The 21,729-nt window shown below is 68.0% G+C and carries 18 protein-coding genes; 13 read left to right on the top strand and 5 right to left on the bottom strand.

Features of this window, described 5'->3' with window-relative positions:
* The 3 genes from C5O79_RS35870 to C5O79_RS35890 form a co-directional block, all read left to right on the top strand.
* The coding region (locus C5O79_RS35870) for a S8 family peptidase (RefSeq protein WP_131932220.1) at positions 1–1,481 on the top strand (1,481 nt) is incomplete at its 5' end.
* A gap of 721 nt (positions 1,482–2,202) precedes the next feature.
* The gene (gene mgtA / locus C5O79_RS35885) at positions 2,203–4,968 is read left to right on the top strand and encodes a magnesium-translocating P-type ATPase (protein WP_122476138.1); all 2,766 of its coding nucleotides are present in this window, start codon (positions 2,203–2,205) and stop codon (positions 4,966–4,968) included.
* A 77-nt stretch (positions 4,969–5,045) separates the two neighbouring features.
* Complete coding sequence (locus C5O79_RS35890) at positions 5,046–5,789, top strand: transporter (protein WP_122476140.1); 744 nt, start codon at positions 5,046–5,048, stop codon at positions 5,787–5,789.
* 70 nt (positions 5,790–5,859) lie between these two features.
* On the opposite strand, the gene C5O79_RS35895 is transcribed toward C5O79_RS35890, so the two are convergent.
* Both C5O79_RS35895 and C5O79_RS35900 read right to left on the bottom strand, forming a co-directional pair.
* A complete protein-coding gene (locus C5O79_RS35895) occupies positions 5,860–6,144 on the bottom strand; it encodes a hypothetical protein (RefSeq protein ID WP_039351195.1) in 285 nt (94 codons plus the stop codon).
* A gap of 98 nt (positions 6,145–6,242) precedes the next feature.
* The gene (locus tag C5O79_RS35900; protein ID WP_046548044.1) at positions 6,243–7,118 is read right to left on the bottom strand and encodes a LysR substrate-binding domain-containing protein; all 876 of its coding nucleotides are present in this window, start codon (positions 7,116–7,118) and stop codon (positions 6,243–6,245) included.
* A 51-nt stretch (positions 7,119–7,169) separates the two neighbouring features.
* On the opposite strand from C5O79_RS35900, the gene C5O79_RS35905 reads away from it, so the two are divergent.
* From C5O79_RS35905 to C5O79_RS35930, 6 genes are all read left to right on the top strand, one after another.
* On the top strand, positions 7,170–7,487 hold the full coding sequence (locus tag C5O79_RS35905; RefSeq protein ID WP_122476142.1) for a hypothetical protein: 318 nt from the start codon (positions 7,170–7,172) through the stop codon (positions 7,485–7,487).
* A gap of 241 nt (positions 7,488–7,728) precedes the next feature.
* Positions 7,729–8,823 (top strand): serine hydrolase, encoded by a 1,095-nt coding sequence (locus tag C5O79_RS35910; RefSeq protein ID WP_122476144.1) that lies wholly within the window; start codon positions 7,729–7,731, stop codon positions 8,821–8,823.
* 44 nt (positions 8,824–8,867) lie between these two features.
* Entirely contained in the window at positions 8,868–9,101 is a 234-nt protein-coding gene (locus tag C5O79_RS35915; protein ID WP_046548047.1) for a hypothetical protein, read from the top strand.
* 73 nt (positions 9,102–9,174) lie between these two features.
* The gene (locus C5O79_RS35920; protein WP_081421041.1) at positions 9,175–9,630 is read left to right on the top strand and encodes a MarR family transcriptional regulator; all 456 of its coding nucleotides are present in this window, start codon (positions 9,175–9,177) and stop codon (positions 9,628–9,630) included.
* Between the two features lie 67 nt (positions 9,631–9,697).
* Entirely contained in the window at positions 9,698–10,261 is a 564-nt protein-coding gene (locus C5O79_RS35925) for an isochorismatase family protein (RefSeq protein ID WP_122476146.1), read from the top strand.
* Complete coding sequence (locus C5O79_RS35930) at positions 10,258–11,712, top strand: DHA2 family efflux MFS transporter permease subunit (protein ID WP_122476149.1); 1,455 nt, start codon at positions 10,258–10,260, stop codon at positions 11,710–11,712. Before C5O79_RS35925 ends, C5O79_RS35930 begins: the two co-directional genes overlap by 4 nt.
* 51 nt (positions 11,713–11,763) lie before the next feature.
* Here the strand turns inward: C5O79_RS35930 and C5O79_RS35935 are convergent, their stop codons facing one another.
* Complete coding sequence (locus tag C5O79_RS35935) at positions 11,764–12,363, bottom strand: LysE family transporter (protein WP_122476151.1); 600 nt, start codon at positions 12,361–12,363, stop codon at positions 11,764–11,766.
* A gap of 95 nt (positions 12,364–12,458) precedes the next feature.
* Here C5O79_RS35935 and C5O79_RS35940 point away from each other — a divergent pair, with 95 nt between their 5' ends.
* Positions 12,459–13,334 carry a LysR substrate-binding domain-containing protein gene (locus tag C5O79_RS35940; protein ID WP_122476153.1) on the top strand — a complete coding sequence of 292 codons (876 nt, stop codon included), beginning with the start codon at positions 12,459–12,461 and terminating at the stop codon, positions 13,332–13,334.
* Positions 13,335–13,346: 12 nt separating this feature from the next.
* On the opposite strand, the gene C5O79_RS35945 is transcribed toward C5O79_RS35940, so the two are convergent.
* Positions 13,347–15,065: a SulP family inorganic anion transporter gene (locus C5O79_RS35945; RefSeq protein ID WP_131932222.1), complete on the bottom strand. Its 1,719-nt coding sequence runs from the start codon at positions 15,063–15,065 to the stop codon at positions 13,347–13,349.
* A gap of 494 nt (positions 15,066–15,559) precedes the next feature.
* Here C5O79_RS35945 and C5O79_RS35950 point away from each other — a divergent pair, with 494 nt between their 5' ends.
* A complete protein-coding gene (locus C5O79_RS35950; protein WP_131932224.1) occupies positions 15,560–16,810 on the top strand; it encodes a mechanosensitive ion channel family protein in 1,251 nt (416 codons plus the stop codon).
* Positions 16,811–16,864: 54 nt separating this feature from the next.
* Here the strand turns inward: C5O79_RS35950 and C5O79_RS35955 are convergent, their stop codons facing one another.
* The gene (locus C5O79_RS35955; RefSeq protein ID WP_131932226.1) at positions 16,865–18,289 is read right to left on the bottom strand and encodes a PLP-dependent aminotransferase family protein; all 1,425 of its coding nucleotides are present in this window, start codon (positions 18,287–18,289) and stop codon (positions 16,865–16,867) included.
* A gap of 155 nt (positions 18,290–18,444) precedes the next feature.
* On the opposite strand from C5O79_RS35955, the gene C5O79_RS35965 reads away from it, so the two are divergent.
* Both C5O79_RS35965 and C5O79_RS35970 read left to right on the top strand, forming a co-directional pair.
* A complete protein-coding gene (locus C5O79_RS35965; RefSeq protein ID WP_131932228.1) occupies positions 18,445–20,769 on the top strand; it encodes an FdhF/YdeP family oxidoreductase in 2,325 nt (774 codons plus the stop codon).
* A gap of 12 nt (positions 20,770–20,781) precedes the next feature.
* Positions 20,782–21,702: a bestrophin family ion channel gene (locus C5O79_RS35970; RefSeq protein WP_122476162.1), complete on the top strand. Its 921-nt coding sequence runs from the start codon at positions 20,782–20,784 to the stop codon at positions 21,700–21,702.
* The last annotated feature ends 27 nt before the right edge of the window (positions 21,703–21,729 follow it).

The following is a 21,729-nucleotide window of genomic DNA, read 5'->3' on the forward strand; positions in this document are numbered from 1 at the left end:
CGTCTCCCCCGCCCTCCAATCCCACGAGCCCGCCCGCGCCTTCCGGCAGCAATGCGTGCACGACGCAGCAGGCCGCCGTGCAGATGGCGGCACAGACCGCGCCGACCGAACCGCCGATCGATCACCTGATCGTCAAGCTGAAGACGCTGACGGCCACGCGTGCGATGGCGGCCATCGACAACGGGACGCGGCTCGACGCGGTGATCCAGCGCTCGATGACGCGCTGGACCGCGCCGGTGACCGGCAGCGCACGTGCCTATGCGAGCACGGTCGGGCAAACGCCGGTGAACGTGCAGGTCGAACGGACGATCTCGAACGGCGCGACCGTGCTGTCGCTCGGCCAGCGCATGGCCGCCACGGACGCAGCCGCGCTCGCGCAGGCATTCGCAGCCGATTCGGACGTCGACTACGCGGAACCGGATCATCCGATGCAGATCCGCGACACGCCTAGCGACCCGCTCTACAGCCAGCAGTGGTACCTGTCGGACCCGACCGCCGGTGTCAACCTGCCGCCCGCGTGGAACGTGACCAAGGGTTCGCCGACCGTCGTCACGGCCGTGCTCGACACCGGCTACCGGCCGCACGCCGACCTCGTCGGCAACCTGCTGTCCGGCTACAGCTTCATCAGCAACGTCAACACCAGCAACAACGGCCTGACCCGCAGCCCTGACGCTACCGACCCGGGTGACTGGGTCACGCAGCAGGAACTCGACAACGCAAACGGTCCGTACTATCACTGCGCGAGCCAGCCGAGCGACAGCAGCTGGCACGGCACGCGCGTGATGGGCGTGATCGGCGCGACGGCCAACAACGGCACCGGCGTCGCCGGCGTGTCGTGGCTCGGCCAGATCCTGCCGGTGCGCGTGCTCGGCAAGTGCGGCGGCACGACGAGCGACATCGCCGACGGGATGCGCTGGGCCGCCGGCATCGCGGTGAACGGCGTGCCGAACAACCCGCGCCCCGCGAAGGTCATCAACCTTAGCCTCGGTGGTATCGGCGCGTGCAGCACGACGTTCCAGCAAGCCATCGACGATGTGACCGCGAAGGGCGTGACCGTCGTCGTCGCCGCCGGCAACGACGGCCTGTCGACCGGGCTCGACCAGCCCGCGAACTGCCGCGGCGTAATCAGCGTCGGCGCCACCGACGCGACCGGCCGCCGCGCGTCGTTCAGCAACTTCGGCCCCGATGTCTCGCTGAGCGCGCCGGGCGTCAACATCCTGTCGACGTCGAATACCGGCACGACGACCCCGGGCTCGGACACCTACGGCCTCGCGAACGGCACCAGCCTCGCCACGCCGCAAGTGACGGGGGTTGCCGCGCTGATGTTGTCGGTGAACGGCAACCTCACGCCCGCGCAGATCCAGCAGAAGCTGCAGGGCGGCACGCGCACGACCAAGCTCGCGGCCGGCACGTCGTGCACCGCGATGCCGGCGGGCTCGGGCATCCTCGACGCAGGTGCCGCCGTCGCATCCGCCAACTGATACGCCACCCTCTGCCTCGCCCCGGCCGCGCGCATGCCGATATCGCATGCGCGCGGCCGTTTCATTGGCGTCGATCCGACGACGCGCCGTGCACACGTCACCCCGATTACGTTTCTCGAAATAACGACTGACAAAAGGGTTGACGCTTCGCACAGCGACCCATTACCATCGCTCCCGTCTAATTACATGGAGTGTTCTGTGAACACCGATGCGAGTTGTAGTTGGTCCTTGACCAACTTGACTGCTGCCTGAGGAAAACGCGCAGAGCCTCGTCTTCTGCCGCATCCCGGGAAGCAGGATGCGGCGTCCTTCCGGCCTGACTTCACTGGCCAGATCTCCCGCCGAATTTTCATTGTTGTCGAATGCACGCGATGCGCCGTCGCGCGCGTGCGTTCGTGTTGCGCGCAGCGTCAGCCGCGCGCGTTCTCCGTTCGCGTGCCGTCCGGCCGCGCGCCTTCGTGCGTGCGTCGCTGTCGATCGCCCGTGCCGATTATTCGCAACCGACAGGAGTGCAGATGAACTCAGACGACAGTAGTCGATTACCGCTCGCCGGTGCGACGTCGCACATCGCCCCTCCGGCCGCACCGCACGCGCCGGCGAGCGTTCCCGCCTTCCCCGATCCACAGCCGATCGCGCCTGACGCGACGCGGCGGGGAGCGCTCGTGCGTCGATAACGTCACGGTCGCTCCCCGCCCGCCGCCTCGTGCGCAAGGAGCGACTCATGACAACACGACACAACACATCGCAAAAGAAACAGCGCGGCTTCATCAAGGCCGGCGCCGGCCAGCAGAACGACCCGCGCATCATGCGCGCCGCGCAGGAAGCGGCCCGTCCGCTCGAAGACACGCTGAAGTCGCTGAACACCAGCACGCGCGGCCTCACCTACGACCAGGCCGCCGACCGCCTGCAGCACTACGGCCCGAACGAAATCGCGCACGACAAGCCGCCGCACTGGACCCGCCAGTTGCTGCTCTCGTTCCACAACCCGTTCGTCTACGTGCTGCTGGTGCTGGCCGCCATCAGCTTCTTCACCGACGTCTACTTCGCGGCGCCCGACGATCGCGACTACGTCGGCATGACGATCCTGCTGACGATGGTCACGATCAGCGCGCTGCTGCGCTTCGTGCAGGAATTCCGTTCGCTGCGCGCGGCCGAGAAGCTGAAGGCGATGGTCCGCACGACCGCCACCGTGCAGCGTGCCATGACCGGCACGTCCGAGCCGACACGCCGCGAGGTGCCGATGCGCGAAGTCGTGGCGGGCGACATCGTGCACCTGTCGGCCGGCGACATGATCCCGGCGGACGTGCGCCTGCTCGCGTCGCGCGACCTGTTCATCAGCCAGGCCGTGCTGACCGGCGAGGCGCTGCCCGTCGAGAAGTACGACACGCTCGGCGCGGTCGCCGGCAAATCCGCCAGCACGCGCGCAGCCGACTCCGCGACCGAGACGTCGGCATCGCTGCTCGATCTCGAGAACGTCTGCTTCATGGGCACCAACGTCGTCAGCGGCACGGCGACGGCCGTCGTCGTCGCGACCGGCGAGGACACCTACTTCGGCTCGCTCGCGCGCAACGTCGTGAGCCACAAGCGCATCGAGACGAGCTTCGACCGCGGCGTCGCGAGCGTGAGCTGGCTGCTGATCAAGTTCATGTTCGTGATGGTGCCGATCGTGTTCATGATCAACGGGCTGACCAAGGGCGACTGGCTGAGCGCGCTCACGTTCGCCCTCGCGGTGGCCGTGGGCCTCACGCCCGAGATGCTGCCGATGATCGTCAGCGCGAACCTCGCGCGCGGTGCGGTTGCGATGGCGCGCCGCAAGGTCGTCGTCAAGCGGCTGAACTCGGTGCAGAACTTCGGCGCGATGGACGTGCTGTGCACCGACAAGACCGGCACGCTCACGCAGGACAAGATCATCCTCGAACATCACCTCGACCTGTCGGGCTACAAGGACGAGGAGATCCTGCGGCTCGGCTGGCTGAACAGCTTCCACCAGAGCGGCCAGAAGAACCTGATCGACATCGCGGTCGTCGCGCGCGCCGACGAGATCGGCGAGCGCGTGAAGCCGCAAGGCTACAAGAAGATCGACGAACTGCCGTTCGACTTCGTGCGGCGCCGCCTGTCGGTCGTCGTCGAGGACACGCACGGCACGCACCTGCTGATCTGCAAGGGCGCGGTCGAGGAAATGCTGGCAGTCTCCACGCACGTGCAGGATGAGGACGGCGTGCGCCCGCTCGACTTCGTCGCACGCAAGCGGCTGCTCGAACAGGCCAGCGCCTACAACGAGGACGGCTTCCGCGTGCTCGTGCTCGCGACGCGAACGATCCCGCGCGGCGACGAGCGCCAGCAGTACCGCACCGCCGACGAACACGACCTCGTCGTGCGCGGCTTCCTGACTTTCCTCGATCCGCCGAAGGAATCGGCCGCGCCGGCACTCGCCGCGCTGCGCGAGAACGGCGTCGCGGTGAAGGTGCTGACGGGCGACAACCCGATCGTCACGATGAAGGTATGCCGCCAGGTCGGCCTCGAACCCGGCAAGCCGATCCTCGGCACGGAGATCGAAGCACTCGACGACGCGACGCTCGCGCAGGTCGTCGAACGCACGACCGTGTTCGCGAAGCTCACGCCGCTGCAGAAGGCGCGCATCGTGAAGGCGCTGCAGGCGAACGGCCACACGGTCGGCTTTCTCGGCGACGGCATCAACGATGCGCCCGCGCTGCGCGACGCCGACGTCGGCATCTCGGTCGACAGCGGCGCCGACATCGCGAAGGAAACCGCCGACATCATCCTGCTCGAAAAGAGCCTGATGGTGCTCGAGGAAGGCGTGATCAAGGGCCGCGAGACGTTCGGCAACATCCTGAAGTACCTGAACATGACCGCAAGCTCGAACTTCGGCAACGTGTTCTCGGTGCTCGTCGCCAGTGCGTTCCTGCCGTGGGAGCCGATGCTCGCGACCCAGCTGCTCGTGCTGAACCTGATCTACGACACGTCGCAGATGCTGCTGCCGTGGGACAAGATGGATCCCGAGTTCCTGAAGAAGCCGCGCAAGTGGGAAGCCGGCAACATCAGCCGCTTCATGCTGTGGGTCGGGCCGACGTCGTCGGTGTTCGACATCACCACGTACATCCTGATGTGGACGGTGTTCGGTGCAGGTGCGATGTATCACCTGAACGGCGGCACCGGCGGCCAGATCGTGATGAACTCGGGCTGGTTCATCGAGAGCCTCGTGTCGCAGACGCTCGTCGTGCACCTGCTGCGCACGCAGAAGATCCCGTTCCTGCAGAGCACGGCCGCGCTGCCGGTGCTGCTGTCGACGTTCACCGCGATCGCGATCGGCTGCTGGCTGCCGTTCTCGCCGTTCGCGGAGTCCCTCGGCTTCATGCACCTGCCGGGCACCTTCTGGCTGTGGCTCGCCGCGACGATGGTCGGCTACATCCTGCTCGCGCAGATCGTCAAGACGATCTACGTGCGGCGCTACAAGCAGTGGTTCTGAACGTCTTCGCTTGACGGCCCGCCGGCCCGCGCCCTCGGCGTGGGCCGGCAGGCTCGCCGCGCACCACGGGTGACACGATGAAAAGAATGCTTCCGCTCGCAGCCGCGAGCGCCCTCCTCGCGCCGTTCGATGCCCTCGCCACCCATCCGCTCGTCAGCGACGACACGGGTACGCAGGGCAACGCGAACTGGCAGTTCGAATTCAACGCGGAGGAAACCTCGAAACAGGAAGAAAACGGCCGCCACCAGCTGTGGAACGCGACGCTCACGCGCGGGTTCGGCGAACACGCCGATCTCTACGTGAACGCGCCCTACACGCATCTGCAGACCCGCACCGACGAGAATGGCGCCGGCGTCGGCGATGTCGAGATCGGCATGAAATGGCGGTTCGTCGAACGCGGCCCGCTGTCGATCGCGCTGAAGCCGAAACTGATGACGCCGACCGGCAACGACCGGCGCGGGCTCGGCACCGGCCGCGTGGGTGCCGGTGCAACGCTGCTCGCGCAGCTCGACGTTGCGCGATTTTCGTTTCTCGCGAACGCGGGCATGACATACCAGCCGAATCGCCAGGGCGACCTGACGTCGATCTGGGCGGTGTCGGGCGCGGCGATCTACAAGGCGACCGACAAGCTGCAGATCGTGGCCGACATCGGTACGTCGCGCCACACGGCAAGCGGCGCCGGCGCGAATCCTGCATTCGCGATCGCAGGCGCGATCTATTCGCCGAAGCCGTGGCTCGATCTCGACATCGGCTACCGGCGCGGGCTGAACGACCAGACCTACGATCATTCGGTGATGGGCGGCGTGACGGTGCGGTGGTAACGCACCGGCAAGCCCTGTCGAGCCGCATACGGAGCCGCAAGACGACGGGCCGCTTTCAGCGGCCCGATTTTCATTGTGCGTCGTTCGCGCCGAACAGTTGCGCGCACACCGCGCGACCTTCGTCGGTCAGCGCGGCGCTGCCGGTACCGTCCTCGTTCAGCGTCGTCGCGCTCAGGCCCGCGGCGTCGAGCTGCGTCAGCACACGACGCAGCGTGCTCATCGGCAGTTGCGTGCGTTTCGCGATCTTCGGCAACGACCAGGTCTTGCCGGCCGGATCGCTCGCGGCCTCGTTCAGCGTCGCGAGCGTCGCAACGAGTGCGGGATCGAGCGGGGAGTCGTCGGATTCGGAAGTCATGGGTGGCGGTCGGTGAGCGAGACTGGGGCTTGCGTTCGGGTGTCCGGCACGCGATCGGGCGAGCGCCGCCGGCCGAGGAGACTATACCGCTTCGTCCATCATGCATTCTTGATCGCGGCACGCATGAACGACACGAAGCGTGTGGTGACGGGGTCGTCGCGATCCGACAGCCATGCGAGCCCGACGCGCCACTTCGCGTCCTTGCCGTCGAGCGGCAATACCGTCGCATCGCGCAGCAGATATTGCGCACGCGACGGAATGAACGCGACGCCCGCGCCGGCCGCGACCGACGCGAGCACCGACTGCACGTCTTCGGCCTGCTGTGTCACGTGCGGCACGAAGCGGCGCTCGACGCACCACCGGTCGACCTGCGCGGCCAACCCTTGCCCGCGTGCACGCTGCAACGCGATGAAGCCGATCTCGTTGAGCGTGCCGAGATCGGCCGGCACGCGCTTCAGGCCGAGATGCGGCGGCACCGCCAGCGCCAGCGCCTCGTCGATCACCTTGAACGACGACAGTCCTTCGTCCGACGGCAGGCGCAGGAATCCCGCATCGAGCTTGCCCGCGCGCAACCGGCGCGTCTGCTCCGCGGACGACAGGTCGCTCAACGTGACGGCAATGCCGGGATTCCGGCTGCGAAACTCCGCGACGAGCTTCGGGACGAGCGTCAGAACCGACAGGCAAATGCCCAGCCGCAAATGACCGCGCTGCCCGCTCGACAGCTCGCGCGCGCGGGCGAGAATCTCGTCCGCATCGCGCACCAGCGCCTGCGCATCGGGCAGGAAGCGCTCGCCGAACGATGTGAGCTCCGCACCATGCCGGCCGCGCTCGAACAGCTTGCCGCCGAGGCTCGCCTCGAGCGCGCCGATCTGCTTGCTCAGTGCCGGCTGGCTCATGTGCAGCGCATCGGCCGCGCGGCTGAAATGACACAGCTCGGTGACCGTCAGGAAGGTTCGCAGCAGTTTCAATTCCATTCTTAAAAGGAATCTTAACGATCGAAACATTCATTTTACCGATCGAATGTGATGACGTTCAATACGGACATGCCCTTTCAGGAACCGACCGTCATGTCTGTTGATCTCGTCTGTGAATGTCCGCCCGACGACACTTCGTGCGCACCGGCCGCCATCGACGAGCGCGCCGCACCGGCCGATCGGCGCGCGCCGAAACGTCGTGCCGAACGCGCCGTGCGTACCGAAAGCACCGACGGCCGCGGCCGCCGCTTTCGCTTCGGCGATGCGGTGGACGCGATGAGCGCGCCGAACGACGCGCCGCCGCGCCCCGTGACCGGTTCGATCGCGATCAGTTTTGCGGTGGTGTCGCGGCGCAACTGGCCACGTTGAGCATCGTCGCTATCGTTCCACGATCGCGCCGCGTATCGTTTCATATAGAGAGCGACCGCAAGCGCGCAGGCCACTGCGTCCTCGTCAAGTCGCCGACCAGCACCGCCAAAACTCACCGAATCGCGCATCTTTTCCCGTCTTCAATCGTCATCGCTCCGCGATCGACCGTATAATTTTCCGCATCCTGCCGCCCACCACGCATTCCACGCAGCGTCACCGCGCGTGAAAAGGAGACTTTCGCTTGACCGGCCTCATCGCGCGCCTGCCTCTCGCCCGGACCACCCTGCTCGTCGCCCTGTCGATGCTGATGTTCGCCTTCTCGACGAACGCGTCGTCCACGCCACGCAACCCGCCGCCGCGCGCCGCGCACGCTCATGCGCCGGCGAAGGCCATCAAGAAAACCGTCAAGAAGAAGCCTGCCCAGCGCAAACAGAAAGCCGTCAAGCACCGCCGCCCGCGCGTGAAGCATCACGTGGTCAAGCGTCACGCGGCACCGGCCCCGCAGCAACGCCGCGCGAAACGTTCGACCGCCGTGCATCCGCGCCCGGCTGCCAAGCCGCGCCTGATGGCGAGTTGCGGCTACAGCCCGCGTGCGGTCAATTCCCTGCATTCACGCGCGGCCTACGTGCTCGACGTCGATTCCGGCACGCCGCTGCTGGCCCGCAACGCACGCACCGTGCGGCCGATCGCATCGATCTCGAAGCTGATGACGGCCGTCGTCGCGCGCGACGCCGACCGTCCGCTGAACGGCGTGCTGCGCGTCACCGCGCACGACCGCGACACGATCAAGTTCACCGGGTCGCGCCTGCAGGTCGGCTCGGAACTGTCGCGCCGCGAGATGTTCCATATCGCGCTGATGTCGTCGGAAAACCGCGCGGCCGCCGCGCTGAGCCGCGACTATCCGGGCGGGCGCGCCGCGTTCGTCAAGGCGATGAATCGCGAAGCGCGCCGGCTCGGCATGCGCCATACGCACTTCCGCGAGCCGACCGGCCTGTCGCCGCACAACGTGTCGACGGCCGAGGATCTCGCGAAGCTCGTCGGCGCGGCGGCGCAGGATCCGCTGATCCGCTATTTCTCGACGGATACGTCGACCACCGTGCGCCCGGGCGACGGCGAGCTGCTGTACGTGAATTCCGACCCGCTCGTCCGCTACCGCCGCCTGCCGATCCGGCTGCAGAAGACCGGCTTCATCAACGAGTCGGGGCACGGCGTCGTGATGCGCATGCGGGTGAAGGGCCGCCGCGAAACGGTCGTGCTGCTCGGTGCGCCGACCCGCGCGGGCGTCTCGAGCGATGCCATCAAGATCCACCGCTGGCTGTCCTGCTCGATCCAGTAAGCGCGCACGGGCAGCCGGCGCGTTCACCCAACGGGAGCGATGCCATGCAGGACGAATACCGCTTCAACGCATTCGGACGTCCGCTCGCCGTCGTGCGGACGAACGACGGCTGGGCCGTGTTCGATCTCGGCGCCGAAGGCAAGCGGCGCCCCGCAAATCTGCATGTTCCGCCCACGCTCGCCGCGGACGAACTCGCGCAATACCTCGGCGACCTGCTGCACGAAGCCGCGACCCCGCGATACAACGAAGTCGTCCCGATCCCGCCTCGCGGCGCGTAACTGCGCACCGGGCTGCATCTCGATCCGGCGATCATTTCAACAGTCAAACTTGCAAGTTTGACTGTCGTATTCTATGATCCGTCGCATGAACCCGCCACGCAAATCCGGCGTTTCCGCCGATATCGTCGCCGCCGACCTGACCCTCGCGGTCGGCCAGCTGATCCGCCGGCTCCGCTCCGAGATCGAATCCGGAGGGCTCGGCATGTCCCAGACGAGCGCGCTTGCGCGGCTCGAGCGGCACGGGCCGATGACGACTGCCGATCTCGCGCGCGCCGAAGCAATGAAGCCGCAGTCGATGAAGGCGACGCTTGCCAGCCTCGAGGAAGACGGCCTCGTCGAACGCGAACCGCATCCGACCGACGGCCGCCAGATCCTGTTCCGCCTGACCGCGGCCGGCCTCGACGCACGGCTCAAGCGCAACGCCGCGAAACACAAGTGGCTCGGCGCGGCGATCGAACAGCTCGATCCCGAAGACATCGCCACGCTCGCCGCCGCGATCCCGCTGATCCGCCGCATCGGCGAGCAATGAATCCGGCCCGCGCGCCCCACGACAACCGCGCGCACGGCTTTCTTCGCCCCTTTCACGGAGTCCCATCATGAGCGCAACCCGTCTCGACACGAACACGGCCCTCGTCGTCATCGACCTGCAGAAAGGTATCGTCGCCCTCCCCACCGCGCATCCGGTCGAACCGGTGATCGCGCGCGCCCGCACACTGCTCGACGCGTTCCGCAGCCACGGCCTGCCGGTCGTGCTCGTCAACGTCGCGGGCGGCGCACCGGGTCGCACCGAGCAATCGCCGCGCACGGCGCAGTTCCCCGCCGACTGGACCGAACTCGTGCCCGAACTGAACCGGCAGCCGGGCGACCACCTGGTGACGAAAAAGACCTGGGGTGCCTTCACCGGCACCGATCTCGACGCGCATCTGAAGGCGGCCGGCGTCACGCAGATCGTGCTGGCCGGCGTCGCGACAAGTATCGGCGTCGAATCGACCGCACGGCACGCGCATGAACTCGGCTACAACGTCACGCTCGCCGTCGATGCGATGACCGACCTCAACGCGGATGCGCATGCGAACAGCGTCGAGCGCCTGTTCCCGCGCCTCGGCGAGACGGGCACGACGCAGGACATCGTCGCGCTGCTCGACCGGCGCGGCGCGTGAGCGATCCACGCACTCGGCCGGCGCAGGACCGCGCGGCCGGCCGGCCCGATCCGTCGATCTGGAAGGTTAGCGCCGTCGCAACGCTCGGCTCGCTGCTGTCGCAGCTCGATGCGACGATCGTCAACGTATCGCTGTCGAGCCTCGCGACCGACCTGCACGCGCCTCTCGCGACGATCCAGTGGGTAACGAGCGGCTACCTGCTCGCACTCACGCTGGTGCTGCCGCTGAACGGCTGGCTCGTCGACCGGATCGGCGCGAAGGCGCTGTACCTGTGGTGCTTCTCGGCGTTCACGCTCACCTCGGCGCTGTGCGGGCTCGCATGGTCCGCGCCCTCACTGATCGCGTTCCGCGTGCTGCAAGGCGTGAGCGGCGGGCTGCTCGCGCCGATGGCGCAGATGATGATCGCGCGCGTCGCCGGCCAGCAGATGGCGCGCGTGATCGGCTACGCGGCCGTGCCGGTGCTGCTCGCGCCGATCCTCGGCCCGGTCGTCGCCGGCGCGATCCTGCAGCACGCCTCGTGGCGCTGGCTGTTTCTCGTGAACCTGCCCGTCGGCGTGCTGGCGCTCGCGCTGGCCATGCGGTTCCTGCCCGGCGACCGCGACGACACGCAGCCGCGCGAACTCGACTGGGTCGGCCTCGCACTGCTGTCGCCGGGGCTCGTGCTGTTCCTGTACGGCATCGAGCGGATCAATGAAGCGCCCGGCATTGCGGCGATCGTCGCGGCGGCACTGTTGCTCGCGGCGTTCCTGCGGGTCGAAACGCGCAAGGGCTACCGCGCGCTGATCGACCTTGCACTGTTTCGCGGCAAGGTGTTCGGCGCGGCCGCGTCGACGCAGTTCCTGTCGAATGGCGCGCTGTTCGCGGGCCAGATGCTGATTCCGGTGTTCCTGATCCAGGCCTGCGGCCGCACGCCCGGCGAAATGGGTTGGCTGCTTGCGCCGATGGGGCTCGGCATGCTGGTCACCTACCCGTCGATGGGCGCGCTCACGAGCCGGTTCGGCGTGCGCCGGCTGGCCGCCGCAGGCGCCCTGCTCGCACTGTTCGCGACGTTGCCGTTCGTGTTTCTCGCGCTGACCGGCTACGATCCGATCCTGCTCGTGCCCGCGCTGTTCCTGCGCGGCATGGGCCAGAGCGCGATCGGCGCGCCGTCGATTTCCGCCGCGTATGCGTCGGTCGAGCGCCGCAACCTGCCGATGGCGACGACCTCGCTCAATATCGTGCAGCGCCTCGGTGGCCCGACGTGCACGACGGTCTGCACGCTGTTTCTCGCGTGGCGGCTGCAGGCCGAATCGGCGGCGAGCGGCGGCATGCAGGCAAACGCGTATGCGTGGGCGTTCGCGCTGCTTTGCGTGCTGCACGCGGCGAGCTTCGTCACGACACTGCGGCTGCCGTTGTGGTCGGCCGGTGCGGGCGGTAAACCTGCCGGCGCGGCGCGCGCCGGTTCGCGCTGAACGCGGACGCTGCGCAGCGCTACGTCACGCCTCGCTACACGCGCGGCGTCGCTACGGAAGCCACATCGGCACGATCGACGCCACCAGCAGCACGCCGAGCCCGGCATTCAGCCAGCGCCACTGCCGCTCCGTGCGCAGCACGCGCGCGAACAGCAGCCCGGCGAAACACCAGAGCGACAGCGACGCCATCGCGGCCACGCCGAACGCCAGCCCGAGCAAAACGCCGAGCCGCGCCGGGCCGGATGCGAGGGCGGCGAACGACGCAGCCGCGCCGAGCGTCACCGCCCAGCCTTTCGGGTTGTGCCAGAGCATCCAGACGCCGCTGACGAACCCCTGCGGCCGCTGCACCGCGGCATCGAGCCGCGGCTTGCCGCCGCGCCCGATGCGCACGGCCAGCCACACGAGATACACCGAACCGACCGCCTTCATCGCGAGTTGCAACGCGGGCAGCGCGAGCAGCACGCCGCCGAGCCCGGCCGCGGCGGCAGCGGCCATCGACGCCAGGCCGGCCGCGATGCCCGCCATCAGCGGCAGCGAACGCCGGTAGCCGAAATGCGCGCCCGAGGCGGTCGCGAGCGTCGTCGCGCCGCCCGGCGTCACGGTGGACACGATCACGAACAGCATCAGCGGCAGATAGTCGCGGAACGGCACGGAAGCTCCCGGTTGTCGTCGTCGAAGCCCCGTTTTACGCGCGACCGTCACATTACGACAGCGAAAGATTTTTATTCCAGCCATTAGCATTCATAATGCGTCGCATGGTACGTAATCTCGACATCGCGCTGCTGCGCGCCTTCGTCACGGTGGCCGAGCATCGCAGCATGACGGCGGCCAGCCGCGCGCTGCACCTGACGCAAGGCGCGATCAGCCAGCAGGTCGCACGGCTCGAAACGCTGTCCGGCCCGTTGTTCGTCCGCGAGCATCGCAACCTGCTGCTCACGGCGGACGGCGAGCGGCTGCTCGGGCAGGCGCGCCGGCTGCTTGCGGTGCACGATGCGCTGCTGACCGACATGACGGCCGGCGCGGTCGAAGGCGCCGTGCGCCTCGGTGCGCCGCAGGATCTCGTCGGCAGCTGTCTCGCGCCGATCCTCAAAGGCTATGCGCAAGCGCATCCGCAGGTCGCGCTCTCGCTCGTGTGCGCGGCATCGCCGGAGCTGCGCCGGGGGCTCGCGCAGGGCGAACTCGACGTCGCGCTGATCGAGGCGCCGGTCGGGCCGTCACGCGGCGAGTGCATCGCCGTCGACCGCCTGGTCTGGGTCGGCGCGAGAGGCGGCACCGCGTACCGGAACACGCCACTGCCCGTGTCGATGGTCGCGCAGACCTGCGCGTTCCGCCCCACGGTGCTCGACGCGCTGCGCGGCTGCGATCGCGCGTGGCGCACGGTGTTCGAGAACGGCAGCATCGACGCGACGGCCGCGACCGTGCGCTCGGACCTCGCGGTGACCGCCTGGCTCGCGTCGACCGTGCCGGCCGACCTCGACATCCTGCCGGCCGACAGCGGCCTGCCCGCACTGCCGAACTTCGCGATCAACCTGCATCTGCCGCGCGGCCAGCGCACGCCGGCCGCCACGGAACTCGCCCGCCACCTGCGCAACGGCTTCGCGCGCGTGCGCGCGGCTGCCTAGCGCCGGTTCCCGCTACACGATGCCCGGTTCCTGCGGCGCCGGCGTCGCCCCAGCAGCCTCGAGTGCCTGGTGCAGTGTCGGGAAGATGCACGATGCGTCGACGATCTCCGTGATCCGGTGACGATCCATGTCCGCGCGCAGGTAGCGATTGACGCGCCCGAACAGCACACCGATCCCGCGCGCCTGCAGCATCCTGACGAGGTCGGTCAGCGTCCGTGCGGCCGAATAGTCGATGTCGGTGATCGCGCCCGCATCGACGACGAACCAGCGCGTCGGCACCGGCGCCGCCTCGACGAGTTCGGTCACTTCGGCGGAGAACAGGTGATCGTTCGCGAAGAACAGGTCGGAGCCGAACCGGTAGACGATCAGCCCGGGGGCCGTCATCGCGCCGCGCCGCGCGGGCACCGGCTGCCACCGCCCGTTGCCTTCGGCCGGTTCGAGCACCATCGTGTGCGGCTGGTAGCTGTGGCGCACGTGCCGCATCAGCGACAGCGCGACGGCCAGCAGGATGCCGTGCTCGACGCCGACCGTCACGACGGCCAGCGCCGTCACCAGCGCGAGCGTGAACTCGCCGGGGCTTTCCTTGCGGATCGCGGCGAGGCTGCGCACGTTGATCAGCCCGAGCGCGATCGTGAACACGATGCCGGCCAGCACCGCATGCGGCAGGTATTGCAGAAACGTGCTGAAGAACAGCAGCACCACCGCCACCACGGCCGCGAACGCAAGATGGCCGATCTGGCTGCGCACGCCCGCGCCGTCGGCCATCGCCGTCTGCGTCGGGCTGCCGTTGACGACGAATGCGCCGCCCACCGCCGCCGCCGCGTTCGCGGCCGCGAGGCCGAGGATGTCGGCGTTGGTGTCGACCTCCTCGTCATACTGCTGCGCGAACACGCGTGCGGCGGCCGCACTCTGCGCAATGATCATCACGAAGCAGGAAGCTGCGACCGGCATGAGATCGAGGCACTGCTGCCACGTGACGGACGGCCAGCGCAGCGGCGGCAGCCCGCCGGCGACCGGCCCGAGCACCGCGATGCCGTGCGCGGCGAATCCGAATGCGTAGCTTGCCGCGATGCTGCCCGCGACCGCGAGCATCGGCATCGGCACGCGCGGCAGGAACCGCTTGCACGCGAGAATCGCGATGACGACGAGCGCCGCGAGCGCGAACGTCGGCCGGTTCGTATGGACGAGATGCGTGACGACGTAGTCGAGCTGCGCCAGGCTGCGTGACGCAGGGTACGGCACGGCGATCCCGAGCATGTCGCCGAGCATCGCGATCGACACCTGCATGCCGACGCCGGCGAGAAAGCCGACCAGCACCGTGCGCGACAGGAAATCGGCGAGAAAACCGAGCTTGAAGATGCGCGCGAGCAGCAGCATCGCGGCGGTCAGCAGCGCGACCGTGCCGGCCAGCGCCACATACTCGGCGCTGCCGGCCGGCGCCATCGACGACAGCCGGCTCGCGAAGATCGTCGCGGTCGCGGAATCGGCGGCCACCACCAGATGCCGCGACGCACCGAAACACGCGAATGCGACGAGCGGCAGGAACACCGTGTAGAGGCCCGTGACGGCCGGCATTCCGGCGATGCGCGCATAGCCGAGCACCTGCGGGATGTCCATCGACGCGAGCGAAATGCCGGCAAACACGTCGCGGATCGCCCCGCCCCGGCGGATCGGGAGGATGCCTTTCAGCAGCCGCACGCCTGACGGGCGGCTTTCGTGGGAGTCTTGCATGCGTGGAATGCGTGAATACGAGGTGACGTGGTTCGCGAAGTCGTTCTCGCATCGTGCCCCGGGCAGGCGTCACATGGCAAGTGCGCGAAGGTGGCGCGTATCGCTCACCGTTGGCGACTGGCCGCGCGCGAGGGCGAGCGCCACACGCGCCGGCAAGGGCGACGCCCGCATGATTGCATGGATCGCCGTTCACGCGCATCGAAGCGCGAAGGCCCGCCTGAGCGCGGCCCAGCCGATCGCCGGCCCGTGCGCAATGCATCCGGCCACACGCGCGTGCATTGGCTTGCGGTGACGCGCTTTCACCACCCGCCTTCACCCGATTACAGAGGATACCTGCGCAATGGTGAGGCGATTCGGGAGCCGCCCATCCTGCATGCACGACGACGTGCCTGGAACCCGATGGCACAATCACGGTCCCTTTCATGTGCCCTTCACCGGGCGCGCGCCGCACCGCGGCGCCGATTCAACGCACGAGAAGGCCCCTGTTTGCCCCTATGATCCTGAACGAATCCTGGTTTGCGCCGCTCGTCGGCATCCTCATCCTGCTCGCCGCCGCCGGCGCGCTTACCGTCGCCATCCATTTCCTGCTGTTCCGTGTGGTCGCGCGGCTCGCACGGCTTTCCGCCACGCGCGTCGACGACGCGCTGTTCGAGTTCGGCGCGTTCAAGTGGCTGAACCGCATCGTCCCCTTCGTCGTGGTCAAGCTCGGGCTCGGCGCGGTGCCCGGCATCCCCGAGACGGCCGCGCAGGCCGCCGACAAGGTCCTGTTCGCGCTGATCGTGTTCCTGGTGACGATGACCGTCAGCGCGACGCTTTCAGCGCTCGAACACACGCATCGCACGTACCAGCGCGATCAGCGCGGCCAGCCGCACCTGTCGCTGAAAGGCGCGATGCAGCTCGTCAAGCTCGTGATGTTCATCACCGCCGCGCTCGTCGTGATCGGCGACGCGACCGGCAAGCAGATCGGCCTGCTGCTGTCGGGCATCGGCGCGATGTCGGCGGTGCTGATGCTGATCTTCAAGGACACGCTGCTCGGCCTCGTCGCGGGCGTGCAGCTGTCGTCGAACGACATGCTGCGGATCGGCGACTGGATCACGATGCCGTCGGCCGGCGCGGACGGCACCGTGATCGACATCACGCTGAACACCGTCAAGGTCGCGAACTTCGATCACACGATCATCACCGTACCCACGTGGAAGCTGATCACCGAGAGCTACCAGAACTGGCGCGGAATGACCGAAGCGGGCGGGCGCCGCATCAAGCGCGCGCTGTTCGTCGACGCGACGAGCGTGCGTTTTCTCTCCAACGACGAGATCGAACGGCTCGAACGCCTGACGCTGCTGAAGGATTATCTCGAAGACAAGGTCGACGCGATCGAGCAATGGAACGGCACGCTCGGCGCGGCCGGCGACTGCCCGGCGAACCGCCGCCAGCTGACGAATCTGGGCACGTTCCGCGCGTATGTCGCGAACTACCTGAAGGGCCATCCGCGCATCCGCCGCGACATGACCTGCATGGCGCGGCAGCTGCCGCTCACGGCCGAAGGCATTCCGCTCGAACTGTACTGCTTCACCGACACGACGACGTGGGTCGACTACGAGGCCATCCAGTCCGATCTGTTCGATCACCTGATCGCGGTGCTGCCGGAGTTCGGGCTGCGCGTGTACCAGCACCCGTCGGGCTTCGACATGCGGCAGATGGTCGGCGCCGCGCAAGCCGGGCTGCAGGCGCCGCACGCGGGGTGACGCATGCGGTGGCGGCCGATCATCGGCCGCCGCCTGCCGCGCGGCCCTCTGCACTCAGCGCGCCGCCGCGCACTCCGACGTGAGCCGTCCGAGCACCTTCAACGCGTCCTCGATCTGCCGCGACCACGGATAGCTGTAGTTGAGCCGGATGAAATGCCGGTAATCGGTGCTCGCCGAGAACATGTGTCCGGGGCCGACCGTGATCCCTTGCGCGAGCGCGACCGCATACAGCTTCATCGCATCGACGTGCCGAGGCAACTCGACCCACAGCACGTACCCGCCCTGCGGCTGCGACAACCGCGTGCCTTCCGGGAAGAAACGCCGCACCATCGCGCTCATCAGGCTTGCCTGCTGCGCGTACTGCTTGCGCATGCGCCGCAGATGAAAATCGTAGCCGTCGTATTTCAGGTACTCGGCAATCGCGAGCTGCTCGATCGCGGGCGTAGCCAGCGTATTCAGGAATTTGAGCTTCTCGACCTGATCGCGGTAGCGGCCCGGCATCGCCCAGCCGATCCGGTAGCGCGGCGACAGGCTCTTCGTGAATGACGCGCAATGCAGCACGAGCCCGTCGCGGTCGAACGACTTCAGTGCGCTCGGCGTCGAGTCGCCGAAGTGCAGCTCGTGATAGACGTCGCTCTCGATCGCCGGCACACCGTGCTTCGACAGCAACTCGACGAGCGCGCGCTTGCGCGTGTCGGGCATCTGGAAACCGAGCGGATTCTGGAAGTTCGGCATCACCATGCACGCGGCGATGCGCTCGCGTTCGAGAACCCGTTCGAGCGCGTCGAGATCGATGCCGTCGACCGGATGCGTCGCGACTTCCAGCGCGCGCATGCCCATTCGCTCGATCGCGTGCAGCATCGCGTAGAAGGTCGGTGACTCCACGGCGATCGTGTCGCCCGGCTTCGCAACCGCCTGCAGGCACAGGTTGATCGCCTCGGTCGCGCCGATCGTCACCACGATCTCGCCGGGCTCGACCGCGATCCCGCGCTCCGCGTAGCGCCGCGCGATCTGGCGGATCAGCTCCTGGTTGCCGGGCGGCAGATCGTCGATCACGCCCCAGCGCGTGCGGCGGCGGCCGATCGTCTGCGCATAGCGCGCGAGACGCTGCACCGGAAACTGCGACGCATCGGGATACGGCGAGCCGAGCGGCACCGCGTCGTCGCGCGCGATCGAGCGCAGCGTCGACAGCACGAGCCGGCTCACGTCCACGGCCGACGGCTCGGCGGCCGGCGCCGACATGTGCAGCTCGGCCTCGGCCGGCGCCGACGCGCGCGCGCGGACGAAATAGCCCGATTGCGGCCGGCTCTCGATCAGGCCGCGGCTTTCCAGCACGAGGTACGCGCGCAGCACGGTCGTGACGCTGAGCTGCTGCTGCCGGCTCGCCTGCCGCACCGACGGAATCCGCTCGCCGGGCCGGTACACGCCACGCTCGATCTGCGCCTGGAGATCGTCGGCCAGTTGTTCGTAACGCTTCACGCGCCTCCCTTTCAACTTCCCTTCAACAATACAGTTGCGATCCGCACTGTCTGAATGGCCGCAACTGTACTCTTTTTTGGAGCGAACAGGTGTACACACAGCCGGACGGGGGCCGCGCGTACTCTGCACCCATCGACCCCGACACCCGCTGCATCATGAAAAAGAAATCCGCCACCGCGCGCATCGAACCGTACACCCACCCGGCCGCCGGCTGGGGCGCGCTGAAAGCCGTCACGATCAACCTGATCAAGGAAAAGGTCGCCGGCGGCAACTACCGCACGCTGCTGCGACAGAACCAGCCGGACGGCTTCGACTGCCCGGGCTGCGCGTGGCCCGATCGCCAGCACGCGTCGACGTTCGAATTCTGCGAAAACGGCGTGAAGGCCGTGGCCGCGGAAGCGACGAGCAAGCGCGTGACGCCCGAATTCTTCGCCGCGCACACGGTCACCGAGCTGCTCGAACAGTCGGATTTCGAACTCGAGCAGCACGGCCGGCTCACCGACCCGATGGTGTACGACGCACAGACCGACCGCTACGTGCCGATCGCATGGGACGACGCGTTCGAGCTGATCGCACGCCACCTGCGCGCACTGCCCGACCCGAACCAGGCCGCGTTCTACACGTCAGGCCGCGCCAGCAACGAAGCGGCGTTCCTGTACCAGCTGCTCGTGCGCCTGTACGGCACGAACAACTTCCCCGACTGCTCGAACATGTGCCACGAGGCGACGAGCCGCGGGCTGCCGGCGTCGGTCGGCGTCGGCAAGGGCACCGTCACGCTCGACGATTTCGAACACGCGGACATGCTGCTGATCTTCGGCCAGAACCCGGCCACCAATCACCCGCGGATGATGGGCGAACTGCGCGAATGCGCGAAGCGCGGCGCGACGATCGTGTCGATCAACCCGCTGAAGGAGCGCGGCCTCGAACGCTTCGCCGATCCGCAAAGCCCGATCGAGATGCTGACGATGTCCGGCACGAAGATCGCGTCGACATTCATCCAGCCGACGATCGGCGGCGATTTCGCGCTGATCAAGGGGATGGCGAAGCGCGTGCTCGAACTCGACGACGCCGCGCGCGCCGCCGGTGCACCGCGCGTGCTCGACACCGCGTTCATCGCCGAGCATACGGCCGGCTTCGACGCATTCGCCGACGACCTGCGCAACGAAAGCTGGTCCGCGCTGACCGCCGAAAGCGGCGTGCCGTACGAACAGATCGACAGCCTCGCGCAGCGCTATGCACGCAGCGAGCGTGTGATCGCCACGTGGGGCATGGGCATCACGCAGCACAAGCATTCGGTCGCGACCGTGCAGATGCTGACGAACCTGATGCTGATGCGCGGCAACATCGGCCGCCCCGGCGCGGGCCTGTGCCCGGTGCGCGGCCACTCGAACGTGCAGGGCAACCGCACGGTCGGCATCGAGGAAAAGCCGTCGCAGGCGTTCCTCGACCGGCTCGGCCACGTGTTCGACTTCGAACCGCCGCGCCACCACGGCTACGACGTCGTCGAGACGATCGAAGGGATGCTCGAAGGCCACGTGAAGGTGCTGATCGGCCTCGGCGGCAACTTCGCGATGGCGACCCCCGACACGCCCCGCACGTGGGAAGGCATGCGCCGCTGCGACCTCTCCGTGCACATCACGACGAAGCTGAACCGCAGCCACCTGATCCACGGCCGCGACGCGCTGATCCTGCCGACGCTCGGCCGCACCGAGATCGACCTGCAGGACAACGTCGCGCAAGGCGTGACGGTCGAGGATTCGATGAGCATGGTCCACGTGTCGTACGGGATGAACAAGCCGGCGTCGCCGAACCTGATGTCGGAGCCCGCGATCGTCGCGCACATGGGCCATGCTCTGTTCGGCAGCGGCAAGATCGACTGGCTCGCGTACAAGGACGACTACGCGAAGATCCGCGACGCGATCGAGGCGACGCTCGACGGCTTCTACGACTACAACACGCGCATCGCGCGGCCGGGCGGCTTCCACCTGCGCGTCGCGTCGCGCGACCGCGAATGGCTCACGCCGACGGGCAAGGCGAATTTCATCGCGCACGCGCTGCCGGCCGACACGCCGATCCAGCGTGCCCGCGCGCTGCACGGCGAACGGCTGATGACGCTGATGACAACGCGCTCGCACGACCAGTACAACACGACCGTCTACGGGCTCGACGACCGCTATCGCGGCGTGTTCGGCCAGCGCCGCGTGGTGTTCGCCAACCGCGACGATCTCGCGATGCTCGGCCTTGCGGCCGGCGACTGGGTCGACATGGAAACCGTGTGGCACGACGGCATCGAGCGGCGCGCGGCGGGCTTCCTGCTCGTCGAATACGACATCCCGCGCGGCTGCATCGGCGCGTACTACCCGGAAACGAACCCGCTCGTGCCGCTCGACAGCGTCGGCGACGTGTGCAACACGCCGACGTCGAAGTCGATTCCGGTGCTGCTGCATCGCGCGGCCGCGCCGGCCTCGATCGCCGCCTGACGGAGCGCGTCGATGATCGTTCGTCCGCGCGAGCACTGGCTGCGGATGCTGCTCGTCTGGAACGGCTCGGTGCTGCCGACCATCCTGCCGCAGCTCGTGCTGACGCTCGCGATCAGCCTCGTCGCGGTATGGGGCGGCGGCCGGGTGCTCGGCGAGAAGGTGCCGCTGAACCCGACGCCGTTCACGTTGATCGGCCTCACGCTCGCGATCTTCGCGGGGTTTCGCAACAACGCGAGCTACGAACGCTACCGCGAAGGCCGGCAACTGTGGGGAGGCGTGCTGACCGCCACGCGCACGCTGGTGTCGCAGGCGCTCTGCTACGGTGCGATCGACCGTGACGATGCGTCGCGACGCGCGTTCGTGCGCACGGTCGTCGCGTTCGTCTATGCGCTCAAGCATCAACTGCGCGGCACCGATCCGGCCGCCGACCTGCGCGGGCTGCTCGACGATGCTGCCTACGCGCGCATCGCCGCGTCGCGGTTCCGCCCGGTCGTCATCGTGCACGCGCTGCGCGAAGCGTTCGCCGCACGCGCCGATGCGGGCCGCCTCTCCGACACGCGGCTGTGGATGCTCGACGCGCGTCTCGACGATCTGGTATCGATGGTGAGCGGCTGCGAACGGATCGCGTCGACGCCGATCCCGTTTTCATACGACGTGCTGCTGCACCGGACCATCTACGCGTACTGCGTGCTGCTGCCGTTCGGCCTCGTCGATTCGATCGGCGCGGCGACGCCGTTCGTCAGCGTGTTCGTCGCCTATACGCTGATCGCGCTCGACGCAATCGCGCATGCGATCGCCGAGCCGTTCGGCGACGGGCCGAACCATCTCGCCCTCGATGCGATGACGCGCCAGATCGAGCGCACGCTGCTCGAACTGAACCGCGAGCCGCTGCCGGCGGAAGTGACACCGGGCAAGGCTTATCGGCTCAGTTGACGCGCGGGCCGCCACTCACGCACGTCG

Source organism: Burkholderia sp. SRS-25, assembly GCF_004343765.1.
Taxonomy (GTDB): Bacteria; Pseudomonadota; Gammaproteobacteria; order Burkholderiales; family Burkholderiaceae; genus Burkholderia; species Burkholderia contaminans.

Excerpts from the sequence above, each read along its gene's own strand:
- C5O79_RS35965 (WP_131932228.1), top strand. The coding sequence starts at position 18,445 with ATGAAAAAGAAATCCGCCACCGCGCGCATCGAACCGTACACCCACCCG.
- C5O79_RS35920 (WP_081421041.1), top strand. The coding sequence starts at position 9,175 with ATGATCCGTCGCATGAACCCGCCACGCAAATCCGGCGTTTCCGCCGAT.
- C5O79_RS35950 (WP_131932224.1), top strand. The coding sequence starts at position 15,560 with ATGATCCTGAACGAATCCTGGTTTGCGCCGCTCGTCGGCATCCTCATC.
- C5O79_RS35970 (WP_122476162.1), top strand. The coding sequence starts at position 20,782 with ATGATCGTTCGTCCGCGCGAGCACTGGCTGCGGATGCTGCTCGTCTGG.
- C5O79_RS35945 (WP_131932222.1), bottom strand. The coding sequence starts at position 15,065 with ATGCAAGACTCCCACGAAAGCCGCCCGTCAGGCGTGCGGCTGCTGAAA.
- C5O79_RS35895 (WP_039351195.1), bottom strand. The coding sequence starts at position 6,144 with ATGACTTCCGAATCCGACGACTCCCCGCTCGATCCCGCACTCGTTGCG.
- C5O79_RS35925 (WP_122476146.1), top strand. The coding sequence starts at position 9,698 with ATGAGCGCAACCCGTCTCGACACGAACACGGCCCTCGTCGTCATCGAC.
- mgtA (WP_122476138.1), top strand. The coding sequence starts at position 2,203 with ATGACAACACGACACAACACATCGCAAAAGAAACAGCGCGGCTTCATC.
- C5O79_RS35940 (WP_122476153.1), top strand. The coding sequence starts at position 12,459 with ATGCGTCGCATGGTACGTAATCTCGACATCGCGCTGCTGCGCGCCTTC.
- C5O79_RS35905 (WP_122476142.1), top strand. The coding sequence starts at position 7,170 with ATGACGTTCAATACGGACATGCCCTTTCAGGAACCGACCGTCATGTCT.
- C5O79_RS35900 (WP_046548044.1), bottom strand. The coding sequence starts at position 7,118 with ATGGAATTGAAACTGCTGCGAACCTTCCTGACGGTCACCGAGCTGTGT.
- C5O79_RS35890 (WP_122476140.1), top strand. The coding sequence starts at position 5,046 with ATGAAAAGAATGCTTCCGCTCGCAGCCGCGAGCGCCCTCCTCGCGCCG.
- C5O79_RS35915 (WP_046548047.1), top strand. The coding sequence starts at position 8,868 with ATGCAGGACGAATACCGCTTCAACGCATTCGGACGTCCGCTCGCCGTC.